Source organism: Cystobacter fuscus DSM 2262, assembly GCF_000335475.2.
GTDB classification, from domain to species: Bacteria; Myxococcota; Myxococcia; order Myxococcales; family Myxococcaceae; genus Cystobacter; species Cystobacter fuscus.
In genome coordinates, this window is record NZ_ANAH02000024.1 from 66,153 (window position 1) to 90,209 (window position 24,057).

The window sequence follows — 24,057 nt, forward strand, 5'->3', positions numbered from 1 at the left end:
CGGAGAAAGGGAAACCCCTCCTGCTTGGAAATCATCCCTGCTCGCGGATTCCACTCGCTGTGCGGGCAACCCGCGTTCCTCCGTCATTCCTGACACCGCGTCTGGAGTTCGGTCCGCGCGTCCAGAACGTGGTGTCTTGCTCTTGTTCATGATATGTTTTGAAGACTCCCACTTTCACCAGATGGAGAGGATTATGGGCTCATTGGAAGGGAAGACCGCCCTCATCACGGGCGGCGGCTCGGGTATTGGTTTCGCCATCGCGGAGCGCTACGCGCGGGAGGGAGCAGAGGTGGTGCTCGCCGGGCGGAGCCAGCAGCGGCTGGACAAGGCGGTGGAAAAGCTTGGCCGGGCCGCACGCGGCGTGGTGACGGACGTCGCCGACGAGGCCCAGGTCGAGCGGCTCATCGACTCCGTGCCCCGGATCGATCTGCTGGTGACGTGCGCCGGAGGCGCGGTGTTCGGGCCAGTGGAGCAGGTACCGCGCAAGTCATGGCGTGACCTGTTCGACGCGCGCTTCTTCGGCCAGCTCTCCGCCTGTCATCACGCCGTCCCGAAGATGCCCCCGGGCAGCGCCATCGTGCTGTGCTCGGGCGTGGCGGGTCATGCGGCCCTGGTGAACTACTCCGGAGGCGCGGCCCTGTGCGGCGCGGTCAACGCCATGGGGCGTTCGCTCGCGGTCGAGCTGGCCCCCAAGGGCATCCGGGTGAACGTCCTCTCCCCCGGACTGACACGTGGCACCGACATCGACTGGCAGGTGGCCCCCGAGAAGATCGACGCGTTCATGTCCAGCCTCATGGAGCGCATCCCCATGAAGCGCACGGCGACGGCGCGCGAAATGGCGGATGCCGCCTTCTTCCTGGCGACGAATGCCTACGCCACCGGCGTGGTGCTCGACATCGATGGGGGCTGGACGGCGGTCTGAGCCCCGCTCGGCGCCGGGGGCGCCAGTCATTTCCCAGCCACGTGGGAAATGCTATCCACCGCCCCCCCATCATGAAGAACACGAATTCCGTCGAACCCTCTCGCCCCTGGAGAAAGTGGAGGGGCCTGCTCGGCCCGGCGCTCCTGGGACTCGGAATGCAGGGCTGCGCCCCGGAGGATGCCTCCGGGACGGTGATGGCGTACGTCTTCGCGCGCGACGAGGCCACGGGCCAGTACGCGCTCGGCCGGCACCCGGTGGAGAACCTGGAGTCCCTGCGGGAGCTGCGCGGTCGCGACGTCGACTTCCGCAGGGGCTCCGAGTTGATGACCTCCAGCTACGAGCGCGGCTCGCCCTTCGCGCTGGAGTACACGCGCGAGGCGGACGGCACCCTCGTCCCGGCGGACATGCACTCGCTGTATGCCCTCAGCCTGTACCGGAGCATGGATCGCACGGCCACGCTGCTGCGCGCCCACGGCCACGTGCCGCGGCGCCGCCTGGACGTCCTCTACTACCCCCGCCTGGACAACATCCTCATCGGAGATGGCCGCGCGCAGCTCACCGACAACGCGGCCTACTCCTCCGTGGGGCCGTGCTTCCTCATCGTCCCCTCCTTCCTGATCAACGGCCTGCCCATGATGCTCAACGAGGGCGTGGTGGCGCATGAGTTCGGGCACGCCGTCATCCAACAGGAGATGTTCGGTGACGCGGAGAGCACGCCGGGGGAGGGCGACGCCTCCTGGGACACCACCCGCCGCGACCTGTCCGCCATGCACGAGGGCGTGGCGGATCTGTTCGGACTGATTGCCACGGGAGACCCGGACTTCGTGCTCGCCACCATCGACGCCGACCGCGACATGGCCGAGCCGCGGGACTACACCCAGACGAGGCGGGAAGAGGTCGTCCTGGGAGAGGACTTCGAGCCGCATGCCCACGGCTCGCTGCTGGCCCGGGCCGTCTACGAGCTGTGGCCCAAGGACGCCCAGGGCCGCATCTCCCCGGAGGGCCGCTCGCGGCTGCTCACGGCCACGCTCGCCACGTTGCGTGAGCTGAAGTTCGAGAAGGACACCTTCACCCTCGCCTCCTTCGCCAACACGCTGGTGACCCACCTGAGCCTCGAGGAGCGCGAGGCCGCGTGCGCCGTCCTCCTGAAGCGGATGAAGCCCCTGAGCGCCACCCTCACCTCCTGCGAGGTGGCGCCATGAGCCGCTGGTTCTTGCTCGGCGGGGTGCTGCTGGCCGGACAGGCCGGTGCCGTTCCCCTTCGCGCGGGCGTGGACGTGGCGCTGCTGCTGCGACAGGAGGCCCCGGGCCATCGCACGGGGCTGCTCAGCGGAGGCCCGCGCGTCGTGTTCGAGCTGGGGCGCTACCTGGCCCTGTCCGGCGACTACCGCTTCGCCTGGTCCTCCGAGGGCACCGTGGCCCCCGTCGTCACGCGCTACCACCGCTTCAGCGTGCGTCCAGAGCTGCACCTGCCCGTGCGCACCACGGACTTCGTGCTCGCCGCCGGCCCGGCCCTCACCGTGTTCCACTCCTCGCTCGGCGGCGGTGGCACGCACGTGTCCACCACCGCCGCGCGGATTGGCCTCTCCGGCGGCGCCGCGGTGGACATCCACCTCGAGCCCCTCACCCTGCGCACCGGCCTGGATCTGGTGTGGGCCGCCCAGCGGATGGATGTCTCCGTGGGCATCGGCGCGCTCTTCACCTTCGGAGGGGAACCGTGAAGGCCCTCGCTCTCGTCCCGCTGCTCCTGTGCTCGCCCGCGCTCGCCGCCACCCCACGCAACGCCCTGCTGGACGTGAGCGCGGACGTGCTCGAGCCCGGGGAGTCCCAGCTCGATCTCTTCTTCGGCCAGCTCGCGTTCGGCGTCCTGCCGCGCGTTCAGCTCTCCAGCCAGGTGGCGCCCTATCTCCTCACCCTGCTCAACCTGTCCGCCAAGGTGCAGGTGTTGGATCGGCCGGAGCTGCGCGTGTCCGTGGAGGGCGGGGCGTACTGGCTGGCCATCGGCCGGCTCGTCGACGCCAACGTGCTCTCCATTCCCGTGGCCGTGCGCGGCACGGTGCCCCTCTCGGACAACCTGAATCTCCACCTGGGGGCGGGCTACCATCGCTTCGCCTTCGACTTCGCCGGGACGTCGACCGATAGCAACGCGCTGCACGTGGAGACCACGCTGGCGCGTCACGACTCGCGCGGCGCCTTCCTGCTCACCGCGAAGGCACCCCTGCTCAACATCCAGCACGCGCGCTCCCAGAGCGCCATCGACAACCGGCCGCTGGAGGGCACGCTCGCGCTGGACGGCATCTCCTCCTGGAGCGTGATGCTCGCGCGCGATCACCTCTTCGGGAAGACAGGCCACGTGCGCTTCGGCATCGGCTATCGCCATCGGCCCGGCATCCTCCTGGTCGAGTCGATCGGGCCCGTGGTGCTAAACTTCAACCTCTACTGGCGCTGAGCCCCCGGAAAGAGCGCGGCTCATGCCGCCCCAACTCCCTGTCCCAGGCAGCCAACTAGAGGGTACCCGCCCCCTTGAGTCGAACCCACTCACTGGGGACCGGTCCGCACCTGCCGGGCAGCGCTCCGCGCGGCCATGGCTCGGGCCACCGCGTGAAGCAACGCGCCCGTCCCCACCACCGTGGCGGTGGCGAGCAACTGCGTACGAGAGCACCCGGCGAGCAGCAGCAGGCACAGGGATGTCCCGAGCACTGGCACGGCCGCTCCACCCGGCACGGTGAAGACACGCCGCGCATCCGAGGCCGACTCGCGGCGCAGCGCCAACACCGCCGCGCAGCTCGTTCCGAAGACCATCAATCGGCCCACCGAGCTCGCGGCCGCGAGTGCCCCGAAGTTGGACGAGAGCGACAGCGCCCAGGCACACGCCGCGAAGAGGGCCACCGCCACGTGCGGGGTGTGGAAGCGCGGATGCAGCCGGGCGAGCACCGCCGGGAGCTGTCCATGGGAGGCCAGGGCGTGCAACAGCCTCGGGGCGACGAGCAGATTCCCACTGGTGGTGCCCAGCGTGGAGATGACCGCGCCCAGTCCGATGAGGAGGGCACCCGGGGCTCCGAGGAGCGCCTCGGCCGCCGTGGCCAGGGGAGCCGGGGAGCGGGCGATGTCCGGCACCGCGCGCTGCGCGACGAACTGGATGGACGCGTACACCCCCGTGGTGAGCAGCAGGGACGCGACGAGCGCCACCGGCAGGTGTCGGCGCGGTGACACCATTTCCTCCGTCGGAATGCTCGCCGTCTCGAAGCCCCCGAAGGCGAAGACGAGCAGCAGCGCGGCGTCCACCGCACCGCTCGGGGACGGCAGCACCGCCGGGCTGGGTTGCGCGGCCGGCGCGGAGCACAATCCCACCGCCACGAAGAGGCCGAGCGGCAGCAGCTTGCCGATGGCCAGCAGCACCACGGCCAGCGCTCCCTGGCGGACGCCAAGCACGTTGAGGCCCGTGAGCGCGAGCAGGGTGAGCGAGATGTACAGCCCCCGCCCCAACGGAGTGGCGAGCCACGGGAGGAGGTGGCCCGCGTAGGCCGCGCTGGCATGGGAGATGGCCGCCACCGACGCCAGGCGGCTGAGCGCGAAGACCCAGCCCGTCTGGAACCCGATGAAGGGGCCGAACGCCTCGCGCGCATAGAGGTACGGGCCTCCGTCGCGCTCGAAGCGGCTGCCCAATTCCGCGAAGCACAGGACGATGGCCAGCGTCACCAGCGCCACCCCGAAGTAGGACACCGGGGCCGCCGCGCCGAACAGCCCCGCCACCTGCGCGGGGAGGGCGAAGATGGCCGAGCCAATCACTCCATTGAGCGCGAGCGCGAGCAGACCGCCCAGGCCGATGGCGCGCGTGCGTCTCGCGAGAGGGGGAGAAGGCGTCATGGAGGCGCTCATACTACCTCGAGGGGCCGCGCGGCCTCTCCACCGACCGGGCGACGGCGTCTACCTCGCTCCTCCTGGAGCGTGATGCTCGCGCGTGATCACCTCTTCGGGAAGACGGGCCATGTGCGCTTCGGCATCGGCTATAGCCACCGGCCCGGCATCCTCTTTTTTCGGGTTTCCGTGCAAGAACCGCGAGCTGCCTGCGTCCAACAGGGAGAGGGCGAGCGGGGCCACGGGTGGCCGTGGTCGAGGTGCGCGCTCGCGCTTGTGTCCCTGCGTCCATCCTTCGCACGCGGGGAGACAGGCATGGCCAAGAGCCGCCTACGGGTGGCAACGCTGGAGTGTTCGACATGAATCCTGGTTTGAAGTGCGACATGGTGGTGTTGAGGGCGGCGCTGGTGTGCCTCGCCTTGGTGGGCTGTGGCGGCGGAACGGCCGACAGCGGCACGCCTTCTGGCTCGGAGCCACTCCCCGAGTCCGCACCACCGGCAGCCGAAGCCGTGCCCGACTCCGAGTCGGCTGGCTCCGCACTCGCCGCGGAGGGATGGGAGACGGTGGCGAACCAGTATCAGACCTTCACGCTGGACAAGCCGTCGACGGTCAGATTCGGTCTAGGTGATAGTTGGGTCACTCGAGAGTTGGCCGCGGGCAGCGTGTATTGCTTCTTCAATCCGGACCCGGCGCCTGGTCAGTTCAAGACGTGCCAGCGCAGCACGCAGCCTGCTCCCGTGCCGGAGCAGGCGCTCAGCCCCGCGTGTGCCTCGTTCTATGCCCCTGACTTCGCGCTCACCAGCACCCGCCAGGCCAACCCCATTCCCACGGTGGCGAAGCCCGCCAAGGGCGTGGCGGTTTCGGAGCCCACCTACAAGACATGCGTCGTACGCGCCACCGACCACACCGCTGACGGCGTGTCGGGCTTTGCCCGAAACGACTACTCGCGCCGGCAGGCCTTCAACGCGAACAGCACGAAGCAGCTGGTGGCCGCCCTCGATGGGTATTGGCATGTGTATGACGCCAACACCCACGTGCGCCTGAAGAAGCTGTCGGGCCCGGGGGGTGACGCGGAGCCGCAATGGCACCCGACGAATCCGGACCTGCTGTACTACCTGCCCACCGTTGGCATCGGCATGAAGCTCCACGAGCTGAACGTCTCGACCGGGACCTCCCGCGTCGTGGGCGACTTTGGCGCACGGTTGAAAGCCAGGTGGCCGGCCGCGATGGCGGCATGGACGAAGTCGGAAGGTTCCCCCTCGGCGAACGGACGCTACTGGTGCTTCATGGTCGACGCGAACGACTGGATCAGCGCTGGCGTGTTCACCTGGGACCGCGACACCGACACCATCCTGGGCACGTACGACACCCAGGGCGAGCGTCCCGACCACGTGAGCATGTCCCCCAGCGGTAACCACTGTGTGGTGTCCGGCGACGGTGCACGGGGCACGGTGGCGTTCTCGCGGGACTTCAGCACGAAGACCCAGCTGCTCGCGATGTCCCAGCACTCGGACCTCGCGCTGGACGCCAATGGCGACGATGTCTACGTGGCCATCGACTACGGCTCCAACGCGGGCGACGTGTTCATGGTGAACCTGCGCACGGGCGTGCGCACGGCGCTGTTCTCGACATACCTGAGCGGCACTGCGACAGCGTTGCACGTCTCGGGCAAGGCGTTCGCCAGGCCCGGCTGGGTGGTGGTCAGCACCTATAGCGACGGTGGCGGCTCGCTGCAGTGGCTGCACCGCAAGGTGATGGCCGTGCAGCTGAAGGCCAACCCGACGGTCTACACGCTGGCGCACCACCGCTCCACGCCGAACGGTTACTGGACTACGCCGGTCGCCAGCGTCAACCGCGACTTCACCCGGGTTGTCTTCAACTCCAACTGGGGCAGTGGCAGCGACACGGACGTCGACACGTACGTGATCGAGATTCCGGCGGGCGCGTTGAAGTAATGCCGCGGCACGTTGCCAATGCAGGAGGGCCCCTCGGGGCCCTCTTTTCCTATAATCCTTTCGCAGCCAGCGCGGCGATTTCGTAATCGCCGTCATCTACCAGCCGTTCCCATCCCTCGAGCCTGCCGAGGCCCAGCACGCGGGCCATCGACAGCAGCAGGCTTTGCCCTGCGACCGGACGATCCGGCGCGAGCGCATATATCGGGTCGGCGAACGCCGCCTGCGGCGTGGTGATGGTCCACCCCATCTGCCTGAACATCGCAATCACATCGTCCAGCCACATCGCGTTGATCAGGTTGTGGTGCATGAGAATCACCTGCGCGATATCCCGGCCCTGCAGCTTCCGCGACAAGTCGCGATAGGCGAGGGCTCGCTGGCGGATGTGACTCAAATAGGCATCTCTAGATCGATACCGTCGCTTGCGCTCATCGTTCCTCCTGGGCCGCGTGGCGAGACCGGCTGGGAAACTAGCAGAGACGCAAGTGGGAACCGCTCAGCCCTTGGGCGGAGAGCCCGTTGCCACCGGCGCTCCCCCGGTCGGCACCGTCACGTTGTCGTTGGACGTGCGGCACCTGTGCCTGGTGTGGAGGCAGGCGCCGGGTATTGGCGTACCTGACGACACCCGACGCCGCGACGCGGACGGCCGGCTACTGGATGTTGCCCGTGACGCTCGCGTTGCCCGTCAGCGTGAAGGTGCACGAGGTGCGCTTCTGACCGCCGGAGGAGCACGCGCCGGACCAGATGGCCGACCGGCCGCTGTCCACCGACAAGGTGATCTGCCTGCCCGCGACGAACGTCCCCGAGCTGGGAAGCCCCACGGAGGAATAGATGCCCGTCGGGTTCGAGGTGATGGTGGGACCCGAACGTCCGGTGGCGGTGACGGACAGGGTGGCGTTGGTCGGCGTGGCGTTCGCGACGGTCACACCGAGCAAAAGGCCGTGTCAGTCCGGCGCGGCATCCGAGGGCGCAGCACAGCCGCTGTCGTCACAGGCAGCGGAGGGAAGCACCTGGGTTTTAGACCGCCGCACATCGAACGCCGGGCCCGGATGAGCCTCGAGCAGCAGGGACTGCAGCTCGGCGCCTAGCCACAGGTCGTCATGAACACCGAAGATCTGCCGGCGAAGACGTCCCTGCGCGTCGATCAACACCGTCGTCGGCGTTCCCCGCATGGCGTACGCGCTCATTGTCTGCGGGATGGGATCTCCGGCTTCGCCCGGTGCGTCCACGCCCACCGGGAACTTCACCCGGTATTCGTGGAGGAACGCCCGAAGGGACTCGAGCTTCATGGCCTCGTGGTGCTCGAAGACCGTGTGCAGCCCGACCACGACGAGCGGCGCGCCCGCGAAGACTTCAGCGACGCGCTGTGCCTGCGGAATGCCTCGGGCGACGCAGCCAGGGCAGAGCATCTGGAATGCGTGGAGGAGGATGACCTTGCCGCGAAGTCGCTCGAGGGAGAGCGGCTGAGGCGTGTTGAGCCAGGCGGTCGTCCGCCACGCGGGAGCGGGGCGCAACGTCATTAGAAGTCCCCGTCCTTGACGTAGGGGTGGGCCCAGAGCGTCACCTGCAACAGGCAGGACTTGAGCCACGCCGCGGACATCTTCTCGACGTCCTCCGCGGAATGGCCCTGCCTGGCCAGGAAGGGGCGCAGGGTAAAGGTCACCGGGAAGATGAGCGCGAACAGGTCCCGAAAGGGCACGACGTCCGTCGAGGGGGCTCCGTCGGTCTTGTTCTTCTTCACCCGATGGTGGCGCAGGCCGATCTCGTGCTGGTAGTCGAGCCAGGCCTGGTCGTACTGGGCAAGCGACGTATCGAGAATCCACTGGCCGAAGCGCTTGCGGACGAGGCCAAGGTAGTCGCCCAGGGGCTTGCCGTCCTTCTTTCCACTGAACGAGGCGAGCAGATGCGGCTGACTCCCAACAAACCCGTACCAGACGTCGAGGATCGCCTCGACGTGCCCCTTCACGATGTCGTGCGACATGCGGAGGTACTTCACGTCCTCTTCGCCGAACAGGACGCTGGCCTTCATCTTCTCGAAGTCGGTGAGGGACACAGGTGAACGCGCAACGGACGGGGTGCCATGGGTATAGCCGGGGATGTCGCTCATTTCTTCGTCTCCTTCGTGGAGCAAAGCTCCGCTGTCGCCGTCGGCCGGAATGGCCGCGAACTGTGTGAGACGGAAGGTAGAGCGCTACCGGCACCCTCGAAAGAGCCGGTTTCACGAAGCAGACTGGGCCGGTGTTACGTCCCTGGAAGTCGATCCGTCCTCGCCCGTGCCGCCAGGAGAAGGAAGGTGAAGACGGCATCCCACGGCTTGAAGTACGACAGGAAGACAGGGTCAGAAGGTGTAGCGGAGACCGAGGCGCACCTGCCGGGGCGCCTGGTACGCCAAGGGCCGCTTGAAGTTCCGGTTGACCTTGTCCGGGGTGAGCGGCTCGCCCCCAACCGTCTTGATCATGCCTGGAGTGACGAACCCCCCGTCCGGCACCGGCGTCTCGAGCGGCAACACGTGCTCATTGGCGTAGAGCTCATCCACCCGCGTCGCTCGTTGGAAATTGAAGAGGTTGAACACGTCCAAGGTGAAAGACACCACCGTGTCCCCACCGAGGCGGTAGTTCACCCCCACGTTGGAGTCGATGTTGTGAACCCACGGGGTACGCTCCCCGGATGAGCCGCGCGGCAGGATGAAGACCTTGTCCCGCCCGTACATCGCGTGCCCGCCCAGGTAGTTGATGGGAGTGCCCGAGCGGCCGAGATAGGACAGGCCAAGGCTGGCGGACACTTCACGGGTGAGGTGGAACACCCTGGCGCCGAAGAGCTTGAGAGTGTGCGGGCGGTCATACGGCAGAAGACCTCTCTGGTTCTCCAGCGGGTAGCTGAAACCGAGGTCGGACGGGAAGACCGTCCCGTCCTCCCTGACGGGGCCGACATAATTGCCATACAGGCGCGACCAGGTGTAGCTGGCTTGGGCCAGCCAGCCATCGCGGAAGGTGCGGCTGAGCACCAGCGTCACCCCATCGTAGGTGCGCTCCGCCTTCGGCAGGTGGTCGGCGAGCCCCAGGCCCGGGTTGCCCAGGAAGGCGGAAGCGTAACTGTCGATGTCCAGCACCTCGATGGCCGAGTCGAGACGGCGGTGGGTGTAGTAGGCGCTCAGCCGGGTGTCGGAGAGCACCTCGTACTCGGCGCCCGCGACGAGCTCGGTGGACGAGGGCGGAAGGAGGGAGGGGTCGACCGGCATCAAATCCCCTGCGCCTGGTGGGAAGGCCACCTCCATCAGGCCGAGCGGCAACTGGCCGCGGTACTTCGCGTAGTGGGCGAAGAGCTTCATCCCGCCCTGGGCCAGCGGCTCCACGACCAGGCCGATACGCGGTGAGAGCTGGTCGCGGAGCGCGAAGGTCAGCGCGCCCTCCGGCGTGTCGTAGCGGACGCCCGCGTTCACCGTCACGCGGTTGGACAGCGTCCAACTGTCCTGCACGAAGCCACCGAGGAGGTTGTTGGTGTAGCGCTCTTCCGGAGAGAGCGTGCTGTCCTGGAGGAAACCCGTGGCCCTGTCACTCCGAATGATGACCTCCCCTCCACCCGGCAACGACGAGACCCGGTCGAACTCCCCGTCCACGCCCCACCTGAGCACGTGAGTGCCAGCGAGTTGCAGCAGCCAGGTGGCCTGGGCGCTGGCCTGGTAGCGCTCCATGACCTCGCGGTCGACGGTGGCGTTCTCCGAAACGGGCTGGATGTCGGTCGTCTGCTGGGACCCACCCAACCAGGCATCGACCCGCAGCCGCTTGTTCAGGAACACACCGGCATACTGGAGTTGGGTCGTCGTGAAGTTGTTGTCTTCGGGCCCTCTCAAGCTCGCGACGGGACCCTCGACCCCCGTGGGTGCGCCCGGCACCTCCTCTATCCCTGAGCGGCCCGGCGTGGTGATGACCGACAGCGTCACCTGGTGGTCCTGATTGAACAGATACGTGAGCTTGCCCATCGCCTGGAGGCGGCGATCCTCGAGGAGGTACATGCGCGAGGAGCCAGGAATCGGTGTGTTCGTGCCGAACTTGGTGAAGGCGCGCGTGTACTCGTAACGGGAGAGCGCGGGAGCCACACCGGCGAAGAACCACAGCTTGTCCTTCACGAGCGGGCCGCCCAGGGTGGCACCGACGTCGCCCTCGTGCTGGAGCGCCCTGCGCCCGGAGACGATCGAGTTCAGATCGGAGACGGGCGTGCGGAGCCCCTCCAGGAAACCCGGCACCCAGTTGCTGAAGAGCGAGCCGTGGAACTCGTTGGAGCCGGACCGGGTCCGCGCCTGGAGGAGGCCTCCCATGGCGCGGCCGTACTGAGGCATGTAGCCGCCGGTGATGACCTCGAAGTCCTGGAGGAACTCGACGCTCAGGGGGCTGGCGTTGGCACCGAACTCCAGGTCCTGGGTGGAGAGGCCGTCCACCACGTACCCGTTCTCCCAGGGAGAGGACCCATGGATGGAGAAGCCGCCCCCTTCGGGCTGCGTGCCCGGGACGAGCCCGGCGAGGGACCCGAAGGAACGCGACGCGCCGCTCACCGACGGCGGGCTCACCGCGAGGTGATGGATAGAACCCCACTCGACAGCCTGGCCCGTGGTGGCCGAGGACACATCGAGGGTGGGCGACCCGACGTACGGGAGCACGATCTCCCTGGCGTCTCCGCCAGACAACTCCGCGTTGACCTGGACGGTCTGCTCCGGGCGCAGGTCAATCTCCGTGTGCCAGAACGGCTCGAAAGACTCCTTGTCGAACCGAAGGAGGTAGACACCCGGCGGCAGGGCGGGAATGCGGAACTGGCCCTGGGCATCCGTCACCACGACCCGCTCGCCCTCCAGGGCTTCCGAGGTCGCGGTCACGACCACGTCCGGGAGCGGCTGCTTCGTCCCGGTGGCGAGCACGGTCCCCGTGAGCTCGGAGTCCGTGAGAGCCGCGGCCGTGAACGACAGGCCCACGACCAGGATGACTCCCATTCTCCAAAGCATCCGCACCAGGTGCATGCTGACCCCCGACAAGAAAGACAGGAGCTTAGCCAAAACCCCTGGCTTTCAATGTCGGAAGTGCGTCCTACGGGGCCCGGTAGACCTCGGTGCCGGCCACCACCGTGAGCTTCACCCGCCCCTCGAGCAGGTCCGCCGGCGGCGCCTCCACCGGGTCCACCGAGAACGCCACGAAGTCCGCGTCCATCCCCGGCTTCAGCCGCCCCCGCTCGTTCTCCGCGAACGCCGCCCAGGCCGCTCCCACCGTGAAGCCCTCCAGCGACTCCTCGCCGCTCAGCCGCTGCTCGGGAAACCATCCGCTCACGGGCTGGCCCTCGGCGTCCTGCCGCGTGCGCGCCGCGTACAGCCCCCGCAGCACGTCCGGGCGCTCCACCGGGAAGTCGCTGCCGAGCGCCAGCGGCGCCCCCGACTCCTTCAGCTTCCGCCAGGCGTACGCGCTCTGGATGCGCTCGGCGCCCACACGCCGCTCCGCCCACGGCATGTCGCTCGTCGCGTGCGTGGGCTGCATGCTCGCCACGAAGCCGTTCTGGCCCAGCCGCTGAATGTCCTCCGGCCTCATCACCTGCGCATGCTCCACCCGGTGCCGCAGGTGGCGCGTCCCCGTGGCCTCGGCCTCGCGCAGCAGCGTCTCCAACACCAGCGTGTTCGCCCGGTCCCCAATCGCGTGCGTGGCCACCTGGAAGCCACGCGACATGAAGGCCTTCACCCGCGCCTCGTATTCCTCGGGCGTCAGCAGCAGCAGCCCGCGGTGGCCCGGCTCGTCGCTGTACGGCGCGTGCAGCGCGGCGCCCCGGCTCCCCAGTGCCCCGTCCAGCACCAGCTTCACCGAGCGCATCGTCAGCATCCGGCCCTGGAAGGGGCCCTCGCGCAGGTACGTCTCGCGGTCCGCGCCCTGGCCCTCCGCCATCGCATAGACGCGCAACGGCAGCCTGCCCTCCTCGTCCCAGCGCCGCAGCAACCGGTAGGTCCGCAGGTCCATGCCCGCGTCGTGCACCCCCGTCAGCCCCACCTCCGCGCAGCGCGCGAGCGCCGCGGCCAGCCGCGCCTCCCACTGCGCGTCCGTGGGCGGCGGCAACACCGCGAGCACCAGGTTCATCGCGTTGTCCACGAGCACGCCCGTGGGCTCACCGTCCGGCCCTCGCAGGATGCGGCCTCCCGCCGGGTCCGGCGTGTCCTTGCCAATCCTCGCGCGCCGCAGCGCCTCGCCATTCACCCACAGCGCATGGCCGTCCACGCGCTCGAGCACCACGGGCGTCCGCGGCAGCTTCGCGTCCAGCTCCGCCCGCCCGGGGAAGCTCTTCTCCGGCCAGTCGTTCTGGTCCCACCCCCGGCCCATCAACCAGTCGCCCTGCCACGCCGAGGAGGGGGCGGCCGTCACGCGAGCGAGCACCTCCTCGCGCGACGCCGTGCCCTCCAGGCCCACCGCGGCGAGGCTGGCGCCGAGGCCCGACAGGTGCCCGTGCGCATCGGTGAGGCCGGGCACCACCGTCACGTCGCCCAGGTCCACCACCCGCGCCCCCGCGCCCGCCGCGGCGAGCACCTCGTCCCGGGTGCCCACCGCGAGCACCTTCCCCGCGCGCACGGAAAGCGCCTCGGCGAGCGGCCGCGCCGCATCGAGCGTCCGTACACGCCGCGCGACATACACGGTGGGAGTGGAAGAAGAGGAGGCCTGCTTCGCTTCCGGCGCATGCCGGGCACAACCGGCCGCGCACGTGACGAGGAGGACCGCGCCCAGAAAGGACTTCAAACCGTGCATCGCTCACCTTTCGCAAGGCCCCGGAGGCCGGGGCCGGTGGCGGCGCACTCTGGCGCACTCTGGAGCGAAAGCGAGAGCCACGTCACCGCGGCAAGCCCACTCGCCAGGCCGACTGCTACCTCACGCGCAGCACCGTGAGCCCCTGCTCGGTGAGCGCGAGCACCATCGCGGGACGCAGGCCGTCGTCCACCATCAGTTGCAGCACGCGCTCACCCGCGACGCCCTCCACGCGCGCGAGCGTGCCATCCGGCGCGCGACGCCACAGGCCTCGGTCCTCGGTGCCCACCAGCAGCGCGCCGTCCGGGGTGGCGGCGAGCGCGCGAATGCGCTGGGTGGGCAGGCCCTCGAGCCGCTCGTACGCGCGCGGGGAGGGGGTGAGCCGCCAGACGCCGTACTTCGCGCTGCCCAGCCAGTAGGCGCCGTCCTTCGTCTGCACGAAGCCGCGCCACAGATCCATGTCCTCCTGGCTCCCCAGCGCCTCCACGTAGGTGTCCAGCTTCCAGGGCACCTTCGCGAGGTCGTCCCAGTCGCCGAGCGAGGCGGGCGGGGTGACGATGCCCACCTTCCACTCGTTGCCCACCAGCACGTCGCCGTCCTGTGCGAGCCCCACCGCGTAGGTGTACCCGATGCGCAGGGAGCCGCTCGCGTTCTTGAAGACGGGGTGGCGGTGCGCGTTGTAGTCGAGCCCGCGCACGCGCGTGACGCCGTGGTTGGTGCCCAGGTAGAGCTCGCCGCGAAAGGCCCCGCGCGCCACACGCACGCAGGTGAGCACCGAGCGGTCCTCGTCGTAGTGCGGGTCGTTCGTGTTGCGGATGACCAGGTGCTGCTCCAGCGCCACGCCGCCGTCCGGCCGCAGGCGCACCACGTCCAGGTCGCCCTCGAGGAAGACGGGATCGTCCAGGTCGTCGCGACGCGGCTGCTCAAGGTCCTCGGCGAGGTAGCCCACGTAGGCGCGCCCCGCGCCGCCGCCGCACACCACGCTGGAGCGGAAGCCCTTGCCCGCCTGGCCCACGCCGGAGGTCCAGGTGGGCTGGCTGTCTCCGGGGCGCAGCACGCCCACTCGCGCGCCGTCCAGGAGCCAGAGGTTGCCGCCCTCGTCCAGGCCCACCGACTGGGGCGTGCCCACGGCGAACTGCTTCGAGTAGTCGAGCACCGCCTCCTGGCTCCAGGGCCCCGCACTGTCCACCGGCAGCGCGCCCTCGCCGCCGCCGTCCCCCTCGCCGCAGGCGCACAGCCACGCGCCCAGCAGCAGTCCCCACGCGCCCTCTCGCATCCCTCCCCTCCCTTTCCGCGCGCAAGAGGGTCTGCACGCGGCGCCAGCGCGCCCAGGGAGGTGGAGGTAGGAGTTTCCAGCGCAGGACAGACGCGTGATGATCGCGCGCGATCACCTCTTCGGCGAGACGGGCCACGTGCGCTTCGGCATCGGCTATCGCCACCGGCCCGAAGAAGGTGTCACAGGACTCGTTCCGGAGACATTGGCCCGCCGCATGCTTGGAGCGCGGCTCGCCATGTCTGGACCGCATGACCTCTTCGCCCGCTACACCTTTGGCCACCCCGAGCGGGCGGCGGCCGAACTGCGCGCCGTCCTGCCCCCGCATGTCGTCTCCGAGGTGGATTGGGCATCCTTGCGGCGAGAGCCCGGCAGCGTGGTGGACCCGGAGCTACGCGAGACCGAGAGCGACCTGCTCTTCACGGCTCGACTGAACACGGGTCGCCCGCTGCTGCTGTACGTGCTGCTGGAGCATCAGTCCACGGTGAACAGGTGGATGGCGCTGCGCATGCTGCGCTACGTGGTGCGCCAGGTGGAGCGCTGGCACCAAGAGCATCCGGAAAGTGCGCTGCTCCCCCTCGTCATCCCACTCGTTATGTACCACGGGCCAGACGGAGCCTGGACGGCTCCGCGCCGGGTGGAAGACCTCTTCGACCTTCCGGATGGAGAGGAGGAACAGCGAGCGCGGTGGCGAGCGCTGGTGCCGCGCTTCGAATACCTCTTGGACGACCTGACCGCCGAGCGGGAGGAGGCGCTGAGGGCGCGCCCAGGCCCACCGCTGGCCCGGTTGGCCTGGCTGGTGCTGCGCTACGGGCGTACCGAGGAGCTGGCCCAGAAGTTGCCTGAGTGGGTGGCGCTCTTCACGCAGGTGCAGACAGCCCACGAGGGGGCCGAACACCTGGTGGTGCTCATCCGCTACCTGCTGTGGATCGGGGACGCGGCCGTCCATGAAGCCACCGGGCGGGTGTTACATTCGGTGCTGGATGAGCAACGAGCGGAGGAGCTGATGCGGAGCTATGGCGAGGAACTCATCGAGCGTGGTCGCCAACAAGGTCTGACGAAGGGCCGGGAAGAGGGCCGGGAAGAGGGCCGGGAAGAGGGCCGGGAAGAGGGTCTGATCCGAGGGCGTGCCGAGTACGTCCTGCGGGTTCTCGCCACGCGGGGTCTGTACGTCGACGAAGCGGCCCGGCAGCGCATCCTCACCTGCACGGAGCTGGCGACCCTCGACCGCTGGTTCGATCGGGCCCTGAACGCCACGACCCTCGCCGACGTGCTGGACGACCTGACGCAGTAGAGTTCTCAATCCGCTCACCGGCCACCGTGTCGTTCTCCAGCGCCCCTCTCTGCGTCAGGAGGACTTCCAGGCCTTCCTCCAACTGTTGCGAGCGCACCATCCCGGGCGCCCCCTCTTCCTGCTTCTGGACAAGGCCGGCTGTCCCACCGCCGTTCGTTCTCTGCAACTGGCTACGTGCTTCACGCGTGGGCACTCATGGCTCAGGCCCAACCAACTCGTGTAAACTCGTATCAGGCAGAAATACCTGCCCAAAAGGAACTCCAACGATGCTGCGAAACACCCTTGTTCTGCTGGCGATGTCCTTGTCCCTGATGGCGTGTGGCATGAGCCAGGAGGAGCTCGAGACGCCGGCCGCCGCCGAGGCCCCCGCCGCGAATGTCGAGACGCGGGAGCAGAACCTCTGTGAGCCGGGCCCGTCCTCGAACTGGTGTGAGAACGTCGCGGGCAAGGCCTGCTCGACCACCGTCAGCCGTCGCTGCTACCTCCCCAACTACTGCGAGTGGCTCTATTGCCGGTGCATCGGCGGCACCTGGCAGTGTGAGTAGGCTTCAGGCCAGACCTCACGCGGAGTCGAGCCGGCGGGGGCAAGGCCCCCCCCCCGCGGAGCCCGCCCGGACCGCGACCTGCTCCGAGGCGCCGTGCAGCTCAAGTTCTTCGACACCCTCTCGGAGGTGTCATTGCGCGACGAAGCGCCAGGTTCCAGGGGTGACGTTGAACTTGATGTACGCGCTGTCGGCGCCAGCCTGGCTGACCCCGGCTGCCCCATCCACGAACTGCCCCTGGCGCCACACCGTGACACCGTTGACGCTGACCGACGTCCAGGGCTGCTTGCTGGGGATGCCCACCAGGGCCTGCGTGCCGGCCGGTGACGTCAGGTTCAGCACGTAGCTGCCAGCCGACAGGGTATGCGCCACCGTGATGGACCCCCGCGGCGACGGCACCGTCGCGGACACCGAGGTGAGGGTGCCGAGCAGCGGCGTGACCTGGTACGAGGTCCATCCCGGCGCGGTGGGCCTGACCCCGGCCACGAAGGCGCCGAGGAGGTAGGCGGGGCTCGCCGCCCAGGCGTGGTTGTTCGTGTCTTCCGAGCTCCCCATTCGCTCCCACATGGTCTGCGACCACGAGTCGATGTCCGGCTGGTAGTAGCTCAGCATGCGGTTGATGGCCTCGGTGTCGCTTCCCGCCTGGAACATGGCCTCCTCGATGAACCGCTCCTGGTACGGGCTGGCGTTCACCTTCGTCCTCAGCACTTGCAGGACCCCGGGAAGCCGGGAGGCATCCGCCGTGCCGGCGAGGATGGCCCAGGCGCTGGAGCGGTCATCGATGGTTCTCGACTGCACTCCGTTCAGGAGGCCGAAGACGTACGCGTTGGAGCCGCTGCTCCAGAAGTACTGGTTGAAGCGCGCCCTCACCGCGTCTTGCAGTGACTGGTAATAGCTCACGTCGGAGCTGTTCCCAGTCGCCTGTGCGAGCAGCTTGCCGGTCTCCAGGAGCCGGACGAACAGGCCGTTGGCGACCGTGTTGGCGCTCCCGGTCTGCACGTCGAGGTTGGAGCCCCAGTCGATCCAATTCCAGACTCCGCTGCGCAGCACCAGCAGGCCGTCAGTGTTCCGGGCCGTCGCCACGTACTGTTTGATGAAGGTCGCGACCTTCGGGTAGAGCTCGGCCACCAGCGCCCGATCGCCGGTGTACAGGTAGTACAGCCCGAGCGCGTCGACGGCCGCCATGTTCTGGTCCGGGAGATGGAAGAGCGTCCCCGGCGCGGTGGTGTACAGCGAGCCGTCGGCCTTCTGGGTGTTGAAGAGCTCACGGAACCCCTTCTTCGCGAGCAGCGCGGCCCGGTCGTCGTACAGGTAGAACGAGTAGAGGATCTGCTCCGCGACGTCGCCCCACCACTGGCCGCGTTCCCGATCCGGGCAGTCATAGAACTGGTCGCGCATGCACACGTAGGACGTGTTCCGGCTCTTGGCCCAGAGCGTGTTCAGGCGCGGGTTGCTGCTCGAGAAGCTGCCGATCGGCTCGGTGTTGTAGCCGAGCGGCCGGTACTTGAGCTCCAGGAGCTGCACCGGGCCGGTGACGTTCGTGAACGAGTACTCGACGCTGTGCTTGGACCAGAGCTGTCCGTTCGTGTTCTGCCACTGATACGTCGTGTACTCCTGGACTCCCCCCCGGGTGACATACTGCTCCTGGTAGTATTTGTTCATCCGGAGGGTGATGGTGACCCCGGCCGGCGCGTTCACCTTCAAATAGGCATTCACCTGGAGGTTGTTGCCCACGTCGGCCGTGAAGGTGGTGTTGGACGACAGCGACGTCGGGAGGCTCGCCTGGTTGGTGTATGGCGTCAGCCCCGAGTTCTTCAGCATCGGGATGGTGCGATGGACGAGCCTGTTCCAGGGCGCGGAAGGCGGCGTGCCCCGAGGCGTGGCGGACGACCAGATGCGGTCGTCGTACGAGAGCGCGGTCCAGTCCCCCGGCTCATTGCGCGCATCGTAGACCACCGGGTACTCGACCCACTTGATGTCCTGCCACTGCTGTTGCTGCCCGGTCCGGGCGAACGACGGGTGCTTCGCCACCTTCCACGTGCCGTCCGAGACGATCTTCGCGGGCGTCGCACCCGTCAGGGCGGCCTCGAAGAGAAACCCGCCGTCGCTCGTCATCTTCTGCGAGTAGCCCTCGAGCCCGCCCTTGTACCAGACGAGCGCGGCGATGACGTTGTCACCGGCGTTCAGGTAGGGGGCGATGTCCAGCGCGTCGTAGTAGGTGTTCGTGAGGTCCGGCCGCAGGTCGAGCCCGCCATCGGGGACCACGAGCTGTCCGTTGATGTACAGCCAGTACTTGTTCTCCGCCGCGAGCCGGACGGAGGCGCTGGTCGGCTTCTGCGAGAGCGTGACCTTCTTGCGCAGGCGCATCCAGGTGTTGTTCGGACGATCCTGGGGCAGCCAGATCCACTGCGCGCTCCAGTCGCCCGTTCCGGCGCTGGCCGCCCGGTAGTAACCCGCCTTGGTCTGGTTGGGCGCCGGATCGCCGAAGTCCGGGTTGTCGAACCTGACCGTTCCGGAGACCCCGTACTTGTAGGCGAAGCCGCCGTTGGCACCGTAGGCCACGTCCACGGGCTGGGTGAACGAGCAGGTCCCGCGCTCGTCCGCGCACCACGTGAACCCGGCCGGGCCGTTGCGCGTGGCGGAGACCCGGTAGTACGCCGACTTCGGGACGTTCGAGATGGGGTCGCCGAAAGTGGCGTTGTCGGCGGTGATCGCCCCGCTGACGCCAGACTTGTAGAAGAAGCTGCCGTTCGCGCCATACGCCACGTCCGAGGTCGCGCTCAGCTTGCACGTCTCGTTCTCGTCGGCGCACCAGGTGTATCCGGCGGGACCCCCGGAGTTCCGGTAGTAGGCGGCCTTGACCGACCCGAAGATCGGATCGCCGAAGTTGTCGGTGCTCGCGACGACATTGCCCGTGACACCACATTTGTAATTGAACAGGCCGTGCGCCCCGAAGGCGACATCCACGCCGCGACTGAAGGAGCACGTGCTCCCCTCGTCTCCGCACTTCGTGTAGCCCGCCGGACCCCCCGCGCTCCGGTAGTAGCCGGACTTCGCGACGTTGGGGCTGGGATCGCCATTGAAGGTCGTGCTGTTGAAGGTGATGGAGCCCGTGACGCCATCCCGGTACAGGTAGCTGCCTTTGGCGCCGTAGGCCACGTCCACGGGCTGGGTGAAGGTGCAGGTGCCGTTCTCGTCCGCGCACTTCGTGTATCCCGCCGGACCGCCACCAGAGACCCCCGACTCCGCCACCAGGTTGAGGCAGTTCCCGGCGGCGAGCATGGCCTCCTCTCGCGCGAGCGGCACGTCAGGTTCAACGTTGCCGCCGCAGGCCGCCACGACCACGAGCGCCACGAGGGGGATGGTCGCCACGAAACGCGAGGGGACCCAATGAGACTGCATGGTGCCTCCGGGAAAGTGCGCGGTGAACCAGGCCACCACACGGACCGTGCACCATTGACGAATGGGCGGGGAAAACTCAAGCCGAAATAAGTGCTTTCCAAGAATTAACCGACAAAGTCGACCAACCCATGGCTCGTCCCCGTGTCTCCTTCGTCCAGACGGGATGGGCATCCCCATCAGGGGATTCTGGTCTCATCCACCGCCGGGTCTGCTCGACGCGCGCATGGTGCCAGTGGTGCAACTCGGGTGCGCCGAAGAGTAAGCCCAGTAGGCCCAGCGGCAGCCGCACATTGGAGTGGATGAAGATGGCCCACATCCCCCGGAAGGCGGCCACCATGGTCAGTGGCCCCAACGGGATGCCCAGCACGAAGGCCGGCAGGTTACACACCCACTGCGTGGTGAGCCCATCCAGCGGGTGCTCGCGATGTGCCGCCACCCAGTCCAGGTGCTCCACCGAGTGGTGCACGGCATGGAAGCGCCAGACGGTGCCCAGCACGATCAGGGTCGTGCCCGCTGTTCAGCACCACGATGCTACCGCGCTGCCGATGGCGAGCCCCCTGAGCACCTTGATTGCCACGTTCCTGGCCATGCCGCGAATTGCTCCTTGAATCACGGAAGCCAGCGGCCCGCTGAGCGCTGGCTTCGTACGGGCTCGTCGGATGTTGATGCCCTGGAGTGGAATATAGGACGAAGCCCTCACCGATAGGATGGTGGAGAGTCCCACCGAAACTTCGGTGTCGATGGTTCCACCGATATTTCGGTGAGGCCCGAGGGAGGGGGGTTCAGCACGGTGAAGAGGGCGACGCGCTTCCAGGGAGGAGCGTCACTCACCCGGGCGCACTGCTCTGTTGCTTCAAGGGCAGGAGGATCGTGAACTGGGTACCGCGACCCGGCTCCGACTCGACCGAAATGGAGCCGTTGTGGTTCTCCACCACCTTGCGGCAGATGGCGAGCCCGACCCCTATGCCGGGAGTATCCGGGTTCATCTTCCTGAGCACCTCGAACACATGGCCGCGGTGGAGGGAGTCAAAGCCAATCCCATTGTCCGTGAAGGTGATCCGCGCGAAGTCCGTGTAGTGATACTTGTCCTTCATGGACCGGAAGCTGTTGTGCTGGATGAGCTGGCACCCGATGTCGAGCCGGGCTTCCCCGCGGGGTTTGCGGAACTTCGCCGCGTTGTCGAGCAGGTGGAAGAAGAGCAGCATCAACTGACGCCGCCGGCCCTGGATGACGGGAAGGGGATCGCACCGCAACGCCAACGTGGGGGGCCCGCCCATCTCCAACACCCGATGCCGGGCACTGCCCAGGATCTCGAGCAGATCCACGTCCTCGATCGGCTCGTCGAGCACGTCCAGCGCCATGAACTGATGCAGCCCCATCACCAGCTGCTCCATCTTCACGCTGACGGTCTTGATGCGCTCGAGCGAATGCTGGCCCGTCACCGACAGCCCCTCCCGATCCTCCCGGGTGAAGAGACAGGCGAACATGGCCAGCTGCCGGGCGGGCTGCCGCAGATCCTGCGCCAGGGCGGTGCTCACGCGCGTGAGTTCCTGGTTGCGCTGCTCCAGCTGGCTGATCTTCTGGTCGAGATCCCGGGCATGCACCTCCACGGCCTGCTGGGCCCGGTTCAGCGCATCGTTGCCCCGCAGCGCCTCTTCCGCCTTGCGCTTGGACTTGATCAGCTCGTCCTCGTACTTGCCGCGCTCGCGCACCGACATGAACGCGCAGTGATGGAGCACGCCGTCCTCATGATCCTTGCGGACGGCGTTGAGGAGCACGGGGATGGACTCGCCCCCCTTGGAGCGCAGTGGGATCTGGATCTCGTCCGCCCGGCCCTGCATGCGCAGCAGCGGGAAGACGTGGGTCTCGCAGAACATGCGGCCCGCGAGCGACAGGAGCTGGGTCATGGGACGGCCCAGCAGCTCGTCGCGGGTGTAACCCAGGAGGTCCAGCACCGTGTCGTTGACGGCCACGAGCGCGCCATCGCCGTTGTACGAGAAGAGGCCGCACGGCGCGCAGCGCAGCAGCTCCTCCATGGGGAAGGTGGGCATGGGCTTCACGCCGAGCACAGGTACTCCTTGATGAGTCCAGAGGTCTCCTCCGGATCGCTCATGTGGGGGCAGTGTCCCGTCGCCCGCATGATGCGCAGGGTGCTCCGGGGCAGGTGGCGGTGGACGTATTGGCCCACCGAGACGGGCGCGAGCAGATCCTCCGAACACTGGAGGATGAGCGAGGGCACCGTCAGATTGGGCAGATCCCGCCGGTTGTCCGCGAAGAACGTCACCTCCGCGAACCGCCGGGCGATGATGGGATCCGTGGAGCAGAAGCTCTCGTGGAGTTCCGAGGTGAGCTCCGGCCGGTCCGGGTTCCTCATGACGAGAGGCGCCAGGAGGCTCGCCCAGCCGATGTAATTCCTGTCCATCGTGTCCAGGAGTTCCTCGAGATCCTTGCGCTCGAAGCCGCCCACATAGTCGGGGGGCTCGTTGACGTAGCGGGGCGAGGGACTCACGAGGACGAGGCGGTGGAAGCGCTGGGGCTCCTTGACGGCGGCCAGCAGGGAGATCATGGCGCTGACCGAGTGCCCGACGAGGATGACGTCTTTCAGGTCGAGCGCCGCGCAGATGTCGAGGATGTCCTGCGCGTAGCCGTTCAGGTTGGAGTAGCGCTCGGGGTTGTAGGCCCGGAGGTCCGAGCGGCCCGAGCCGACGTAGTCGAACAGGACGAGCCGGTAGTCCTCGGCGAAGGACGGGGCCACGAAGCGCCACATGTTCTGGTCGCAACCGAAGCCATGCGCGAACAACATCGTGCGCGACCCCTGGCCCATGAGCTTGACGTTGTTTCTAACGAGAATGTTCGAGTTCATGTCGTTCGAGGCCCGGGGGAGCCCTCCCCTTCACGGGGAGAGAAGATGTTTGTGCTGCAATCCGGCCGCGTTGTGAACCGGAGGCGTGAAAAATTGTGCGATAGGGAGCACTCCTTCCACTGACTGGTCGACTTCTTCAACTCATTCACTTTTCTCAATTCCTGCCGGATTGCCCACCTGACAGTCCGAGAGCCGCAGTTTCTGTCGTTTTCCGGAAAAATTTCAACCCAGGTCAACCTGGAATACCTCACCTACAGCGCGGCACTCACCCGCCGCTACCTGGGCCTCGTGCAGGGGCTCCAGCGCTTGATGGTCAGCCCGGGCCTGAGCGTGTCCGTCCTGTCCGGCTCTCGAGGCTTCTCGTCAAAGCCAGACAACACTCGGGCCGGAAACAGGAGTGCAGAGACAACCGCGCGGACCCAGCTGATGCACCGGAATGGCGGGTGCACTGGCATTGACTCGTGACGAACTGGCCGGGACCACGAAGCGCGGCGTATCCTGGGCCTCCCCTGGAGGGAGGAGCTTCACTGATGCGGCCCCGGGCCGTCTTTTTCGATCTCGATGACACCCTCATCGACCGTGCCGGAGCCTTCGCGCGCTACCTCGAGGATCTCCGCTCCCGCCACCCGGCCGCCTTCCCCCCGGAGCGCCGGGACACGGATGTGGCCACCCTGCACGCGCTCGATGCGAGGGGCCACACCGAACGGACCCTCTTCTTCCGCCAGGTCACCCTCGCCTTCCCGGGCCTGTCCCTCTCCGCGGAGGCGCTCGGGGAGGACTTCGCCCACCGGCTGCCCTCCTTCGTCCAACCCCAGCCGGGCATCCGCTCGCTCGTGGAGTGGGTGAAGGCCCGCTTCAAGGTGATCGTGGTGTCCAACGGCTCCTCGCGCATGCAGCGCGCCAAGCTCGCGCGCGCGGGACTCGAGGACGTGCTGCCCGATGTCTTCCTCTCCGGCGAGGTGGGCGCGAGCAAGCCGGACCCGCGCATCTTCACCGCGGCGCTCGCGCACGTCGGCTGCGCTCCAGCGGAGGCGCTCCACGTCGGGGATGACCCGGTGCGCGACATCGCCGGGGCGACCCTTGTGGGAATGGCCTCCTGCTGGGTTTCCGGCGGGCGCGACTGGCCCAGAGGGCTGCCTCCCCCCACCCTCACCGTGAGCCGTGTCGACGAGCTCCTCCAGGTGCTCTAGT

At 67.9% G+C, this 24,057-nt stretch carries 20 protein-coding genes; 8 read left to right on the plus strand and 12 right to left on the minus strand.

The genetic code is table 11. From position 1 onward, the window contains the following. Positions 1–193: 193 nt before the first annotated feature. From D187_RS32365 to D187_RS32380, 4 genes are all read left to right on the plus strand, one after another. Entirely contained in the window at positions 194–922 is a 729-nt protein-coding gene (locus D187_RS32365; protein ID WP_002627944.1) for an SDR family NAD(P)-dependent oxidoreductase, read from the plus strand. 194 nt (positions 923–1,116) lie between these two features. Further along, positions 1,117–2,124 carry a gluzincin family metallopeptidase gene (locus tag D187_RS32370; RefSeq protein WP_155893745.1) on the plus strand — a complete coding sequence of 336 codons (1,008 nt, stop codon included), beginning with the start codon at positions 1,117–1,119 and terminating at the stop codon, positions 2,122–2,124. Further along, positions 2,121–2,642, plus strand: coding sequence for a hypothetical protein (locus D187_RS32375; protein WP_002627946.1), 522 nt, complete (start codon positions 2,121–2,123; stop codon positions 2,640–2,642). The genes D187_RS32370 and D187_RS32375 overlap by 4 nt, the downstream gene beginning before the upstream one ends. Continuing rightward, positions 2,639–3,370 carry a hypothetical protein gene (locus D187_RS32380; RefSeq protein WP_002627947.1) on the plus strand — a complete coding sequence of 244 codons (732 nt, stop codon included), beginning with the start codon at positions 2,639–2,641 and terminating at the stop codon, positions 3,368–3,370. The genes D187_RS32375 and D187_RS32380 overlap by 4 nt, the downstream gene beginning before the upstream one ends. An 89-nt stretch (positions 3,371–3,459) precedes the next feature. On the opposite strand, the gene D187_RS32385 is transcribed toward D187_RS32380, so the two are convergent. Continuing rightward, positions 3,460–4,788 carry an APC family permease gene (locus tag D187_RS32385; RefSeq protein WP_162159723.1) on the minus strand — a complete coding sequence of 443 codons (1,329 nt, stop codon included), beginning with the start codon at positions 4,786–4,788 and terminating at the stop codon, positions 3,460–3,462. 350 nt (positions 4,789–5,138) lie between these two features. Here D187_RS32385 and D187_RS32390 point away from each other — a divergent pair, with 350 nt between their 5' ends. Next, positions 5,139–6,734: a hypothetical protein gene (locus D187_RS32390; RefSeq protein WP_020918423.1), complete on the plus strand. Its 1,596-nt coding sequence runs from the start codon at positions 5,139–5,141 to the stop codon at positions 6,732–6,734. Between the two features lie 49 nt (positions 6,735–6,783). On the opposite strand, the gene D187_RS32395 is transcribed toward D187_RS32390, so the two are convergent. The 7 genes from D187_RS32395 to D187_RS32425 form a co-directional block, all read right to left on the minus strand. After that, positions 6,784–7,125 carry a polysaccharide deacetylase family protein gene (locus D187_RS32395; RefSeq protein WP_051256642.1) on the minus strand — a complete coding sequence of 114 codons (342 nt, stop codon included), beginning with the start codon at positions 7,123–7,125 and terminating at the stop codon, positions 6,784–6,786. A gap of 256 nt (positions 7,126–7,381) precedes the next feature. Continuing rightward, entirely contained in the window at positions 7,382–7,657 is a 276-nt protein-coding gene (locus D187_RS32400; protein WP_002627951.1) for a hypothetical protein, read from the minus strand. 18 nt (positions 7,658–7,675) lie between these two features. Further along, entirely contained in the window at positions 7,676–8,251 is a 576-nt protein-coding gene (locus D187_RS32405; protein WP_002627952.1) for a redoxin domain-containing protein, read from the minus strand. Continuing rightward, a complete protein-coding gene (locus D187_RS32410; protein ID WP_002627953.1) occupies positions 8,251–8,838 on the minus strand; it encodes a protoglobin domain-containing protein in 588 nt (195 codons plus the stop codon). The genes D187_RS32405 and D187_RS32410 overlap by 1 nt, the downstream gene beginning before the upstream one ends. Before the next feature lie 231 nt (positions 8,839–9,069). After that, positions 9,070–11,712, minus strand: coding sequence for a TonB-dependent receptor (locus D187_RS32415; protein WP_051256643.1), 2,643 nt, complete (start codon positions 11,710–11,712; stop codon positions 9,070–9,072). Between the two features lie 94 nt (positions 11,713–11,806). Further along, a complete protein-coding gene (locus D187_RS32420; protein WP_002627955.1) occupies positions 11,807–13,495 on the minus strand; it encodes an amidohydrolase in 1,689 nt (562 codons plus the stop codon). 115 nt (positions 13,496–13,610) lie between these two features. Continuing rightward, positions 13,611–14,768, minus strand: a complete 1,158-nt coding sequence (locus D187_RS32425; RefSeq protein WP_002627957.1) for a hypothetical protein — start codon at positions 14,766–14,768, stop codon at positions 13,611–13,613. Positions 14,769–15,003: 235 nt separating this feature from the next. On the opposite strand from D187_RS32425, the gene D187_RS32430 reads away from it, so the two are divergent. Then, on the plus strand, positions 15,004–16,059 hold the full coding sequence (locus D187_RS32430; RefSeq protein WP_076606269.1) for an Rpn family recombination-promoting nuclease/putative transposase: 1,056 nt from the start codon (positions 15,004–15,006) through the stop codon (positions 16,057–16,059). Between the two features lie 266 nt (positions 16,060–16,325). Further along, complete coding sequence (locus tag D187_RS32435; protein ID WP_002627959.1) at positions 16,326–16,604, plus strand: hypothetical protein; 279 nt, start codon at positions 16,326–16,328, stop codon at positions 16,602–16,604. Positions 16,605–16,733: 129 nt separating this feature from the next. Here the strand turns inward: D187_RS32435 and D187_RS32440 are convergent, their stop codons facing one another. The 4 genes from D187_RS32440 to D187_RS32455 all read right to left on the minus strand — a co-directional run bounded on the left by D187_RS32440 (position 16,734) and on the right by D187_RS32455 (position 22,866). After that, positions 16,734–20,003, minus strand: a complete 3,270-nt coding sequence (locus tag D187_RS32440; protein ID WP_051256644.1) for an alpha-L-rhamnosidase-related protein — start codon at positions 20,001–20,003, stop codon at positions 16,734–16,736. Positions 20,004–20,079: 76 nt separating this feature from the next. Next, positions 20,080–20,499, minus strand: coding sequence for a sterol desaturase family protein (locus D187_RS52865; protein ID WP_002627961.1), 420 nt, complete (start codon positions 20,497–20,499; stop codon positions 20,080–20,082). A 331-nt stretch (positions 20,500–20,830) separates the two neighbouring features. Beyond that, positions 20,831–22,054: a sensor histidine kinase gene (locus D187_RS32450; RefSeq protein WP_281171805.1), complete on the minus strand. Its 1,224-nt coding sequence runs from the start codon at positions 22,052–22,054 to the stop codon at positions 20,831–20,833. 5 nt (positions 22,055–22,059) lie between these two features. Beyond that, positions 22,060–22,866, minus strand: coding sequence for an alpha/beta fold hydrolase (locus tag D187_RS32455; RefSeq protein ID WP_002627963.1), 807 nt, complete (start codon positions 22,864–22,866; stop codon positions 22,060–22,062). A 530-nt stretch (positions 22,867–23,396) separates the two neighbouring features. On the opposite strand from D187_RS32455, the gene D187_RS32460 reads away from it, so the two are divergent. Continuing rightward, positions 23,397–24,056, plus strand: coding sequence for an HAD family hydrolase (locus tag D187_RS32460; protein WP_002627964.1), 660 nt, complete (start codon positions 23,397–23,399; stop codon positions 24,054–24,056). Position 24,057 lies beyond the last annotated feature (1 nt).

Excerpts from the sequence above, each read along its gene's own strand:
- D187_RS32365 (WP_002627944.1), top strand. The coding sequence starts at position 194 with ATGGGCTCATTGGAAGGGAAGACCGCCCTCATCACGGGCGGCGGCTCG.
- D187_RS32370 (WP_155893745.1), top strand. The coding sequence starts at position 1,117 with ATGGCGTACGTCTTCGCGCGCGACGAGGCCACGGGCCAGTACGCGCTC.
- D187_RS32375 (WP_002627946.1), top strand. The coding sequence starts at position 2,121 with ATGAGCCGCTGGTTCTTGCTCGGCGGGGTGCTGCTGGCCGGACAGGCC.
- D187_RS32385 (WP_162159723.1), bottom strand. The coding sequence starts at position 4,788 with ATGACGCCTTCTCCCCCTCTCGCGAGACGCACGCGCGCCATCGGCCTG.
- D187_RS32390 (WP_020918423.1), top strand. The coding sequence starts at position 5,139 with ATGAATCCTGGTTTGAAGTGCGACATGGTGGTGTTGAGGGCGGCGCTG.
- D187_RS32405 (WP_002627952.1), bottom strand. The coding sequence starts at position 8,251 with ATGACGTTGCGCCCCGCTCCCGCGTGGCGGACGACCGCCTGGCTCAAC.
- D187_RS32410 (WP_002627953.1), bottom strand. The coding sequence starts at position 8,838 with ATGAGCGACATCCCCGGCTATACCCATGGCACCCCGTCCGTTGCGCGT.
- D187_RS32415 (WP_051256643.1), bottom strand. The coding sequence starts at position 11,712 with ATGGGAGTCATCCTGGTCGTGGGCCTGTCGTTCACGGCCGCGGCTCTC.
- D187_RS32420 (WP_002627955.1), bottom strand. The coding sequence starts at position 13,495 with ATGCACGGTTTGAAGTCCTTTCTGGGCGCGGTCCTCCTCGTCACGTGC.
- D187_RS32425 (WP_002627957.1), bottom strand. The coding sequence starts at position 14,768 with ATGCGAGAGGGCGCGTGGGGACTGCTGCTGGGCGCGTGGCTGTGCGCC.
- D187_RS32430 (WP_076606269.1), top strand. The coding sequence starts at position 15,004 with ATGTCTGGACCGCATGACCTCTTCGCCCGCTACACCTTTGGCCACCCC.
- D187_RS32435 (WP_002627959.1), top strand. The coding sequence starts at position 16,326 with ATGCTGCGAAACACCCTTGTTCTGCTGGCGATGTCCTTGTCCCTGATG.
- D187_RS32440 (WP_051256644.1), bottom strand. The coding sequence starts at position 20,003 with ATGCAGTCTCATTGGGTCCCCTCGCGTTTCGTGGCGACCATCCCCCTC.
- D187_RS32450 (WP_281171805.1), bottom strand. The coding sequence starts at position 22,054 with ATGCCCACCTTCCCCATGGAGGAGCTGCTGCGCTGCGCGCCGTGCGGC.
- D187_RS32455 (WP_002627963.1), bottom strand. The coding sequence starts at position 22,866 with ATGAACTCGAACATTCTCGTTAGAAACAACGTCAAGCTCATGGGCCAG.
- D187_RS32460 (WP_002627964.1), top strand. The coding sequence starts at position 23,397 with ATGCGGCCCCGGGCCGTCTTTTTCGATCTCGATGACACCCTCATCGAC.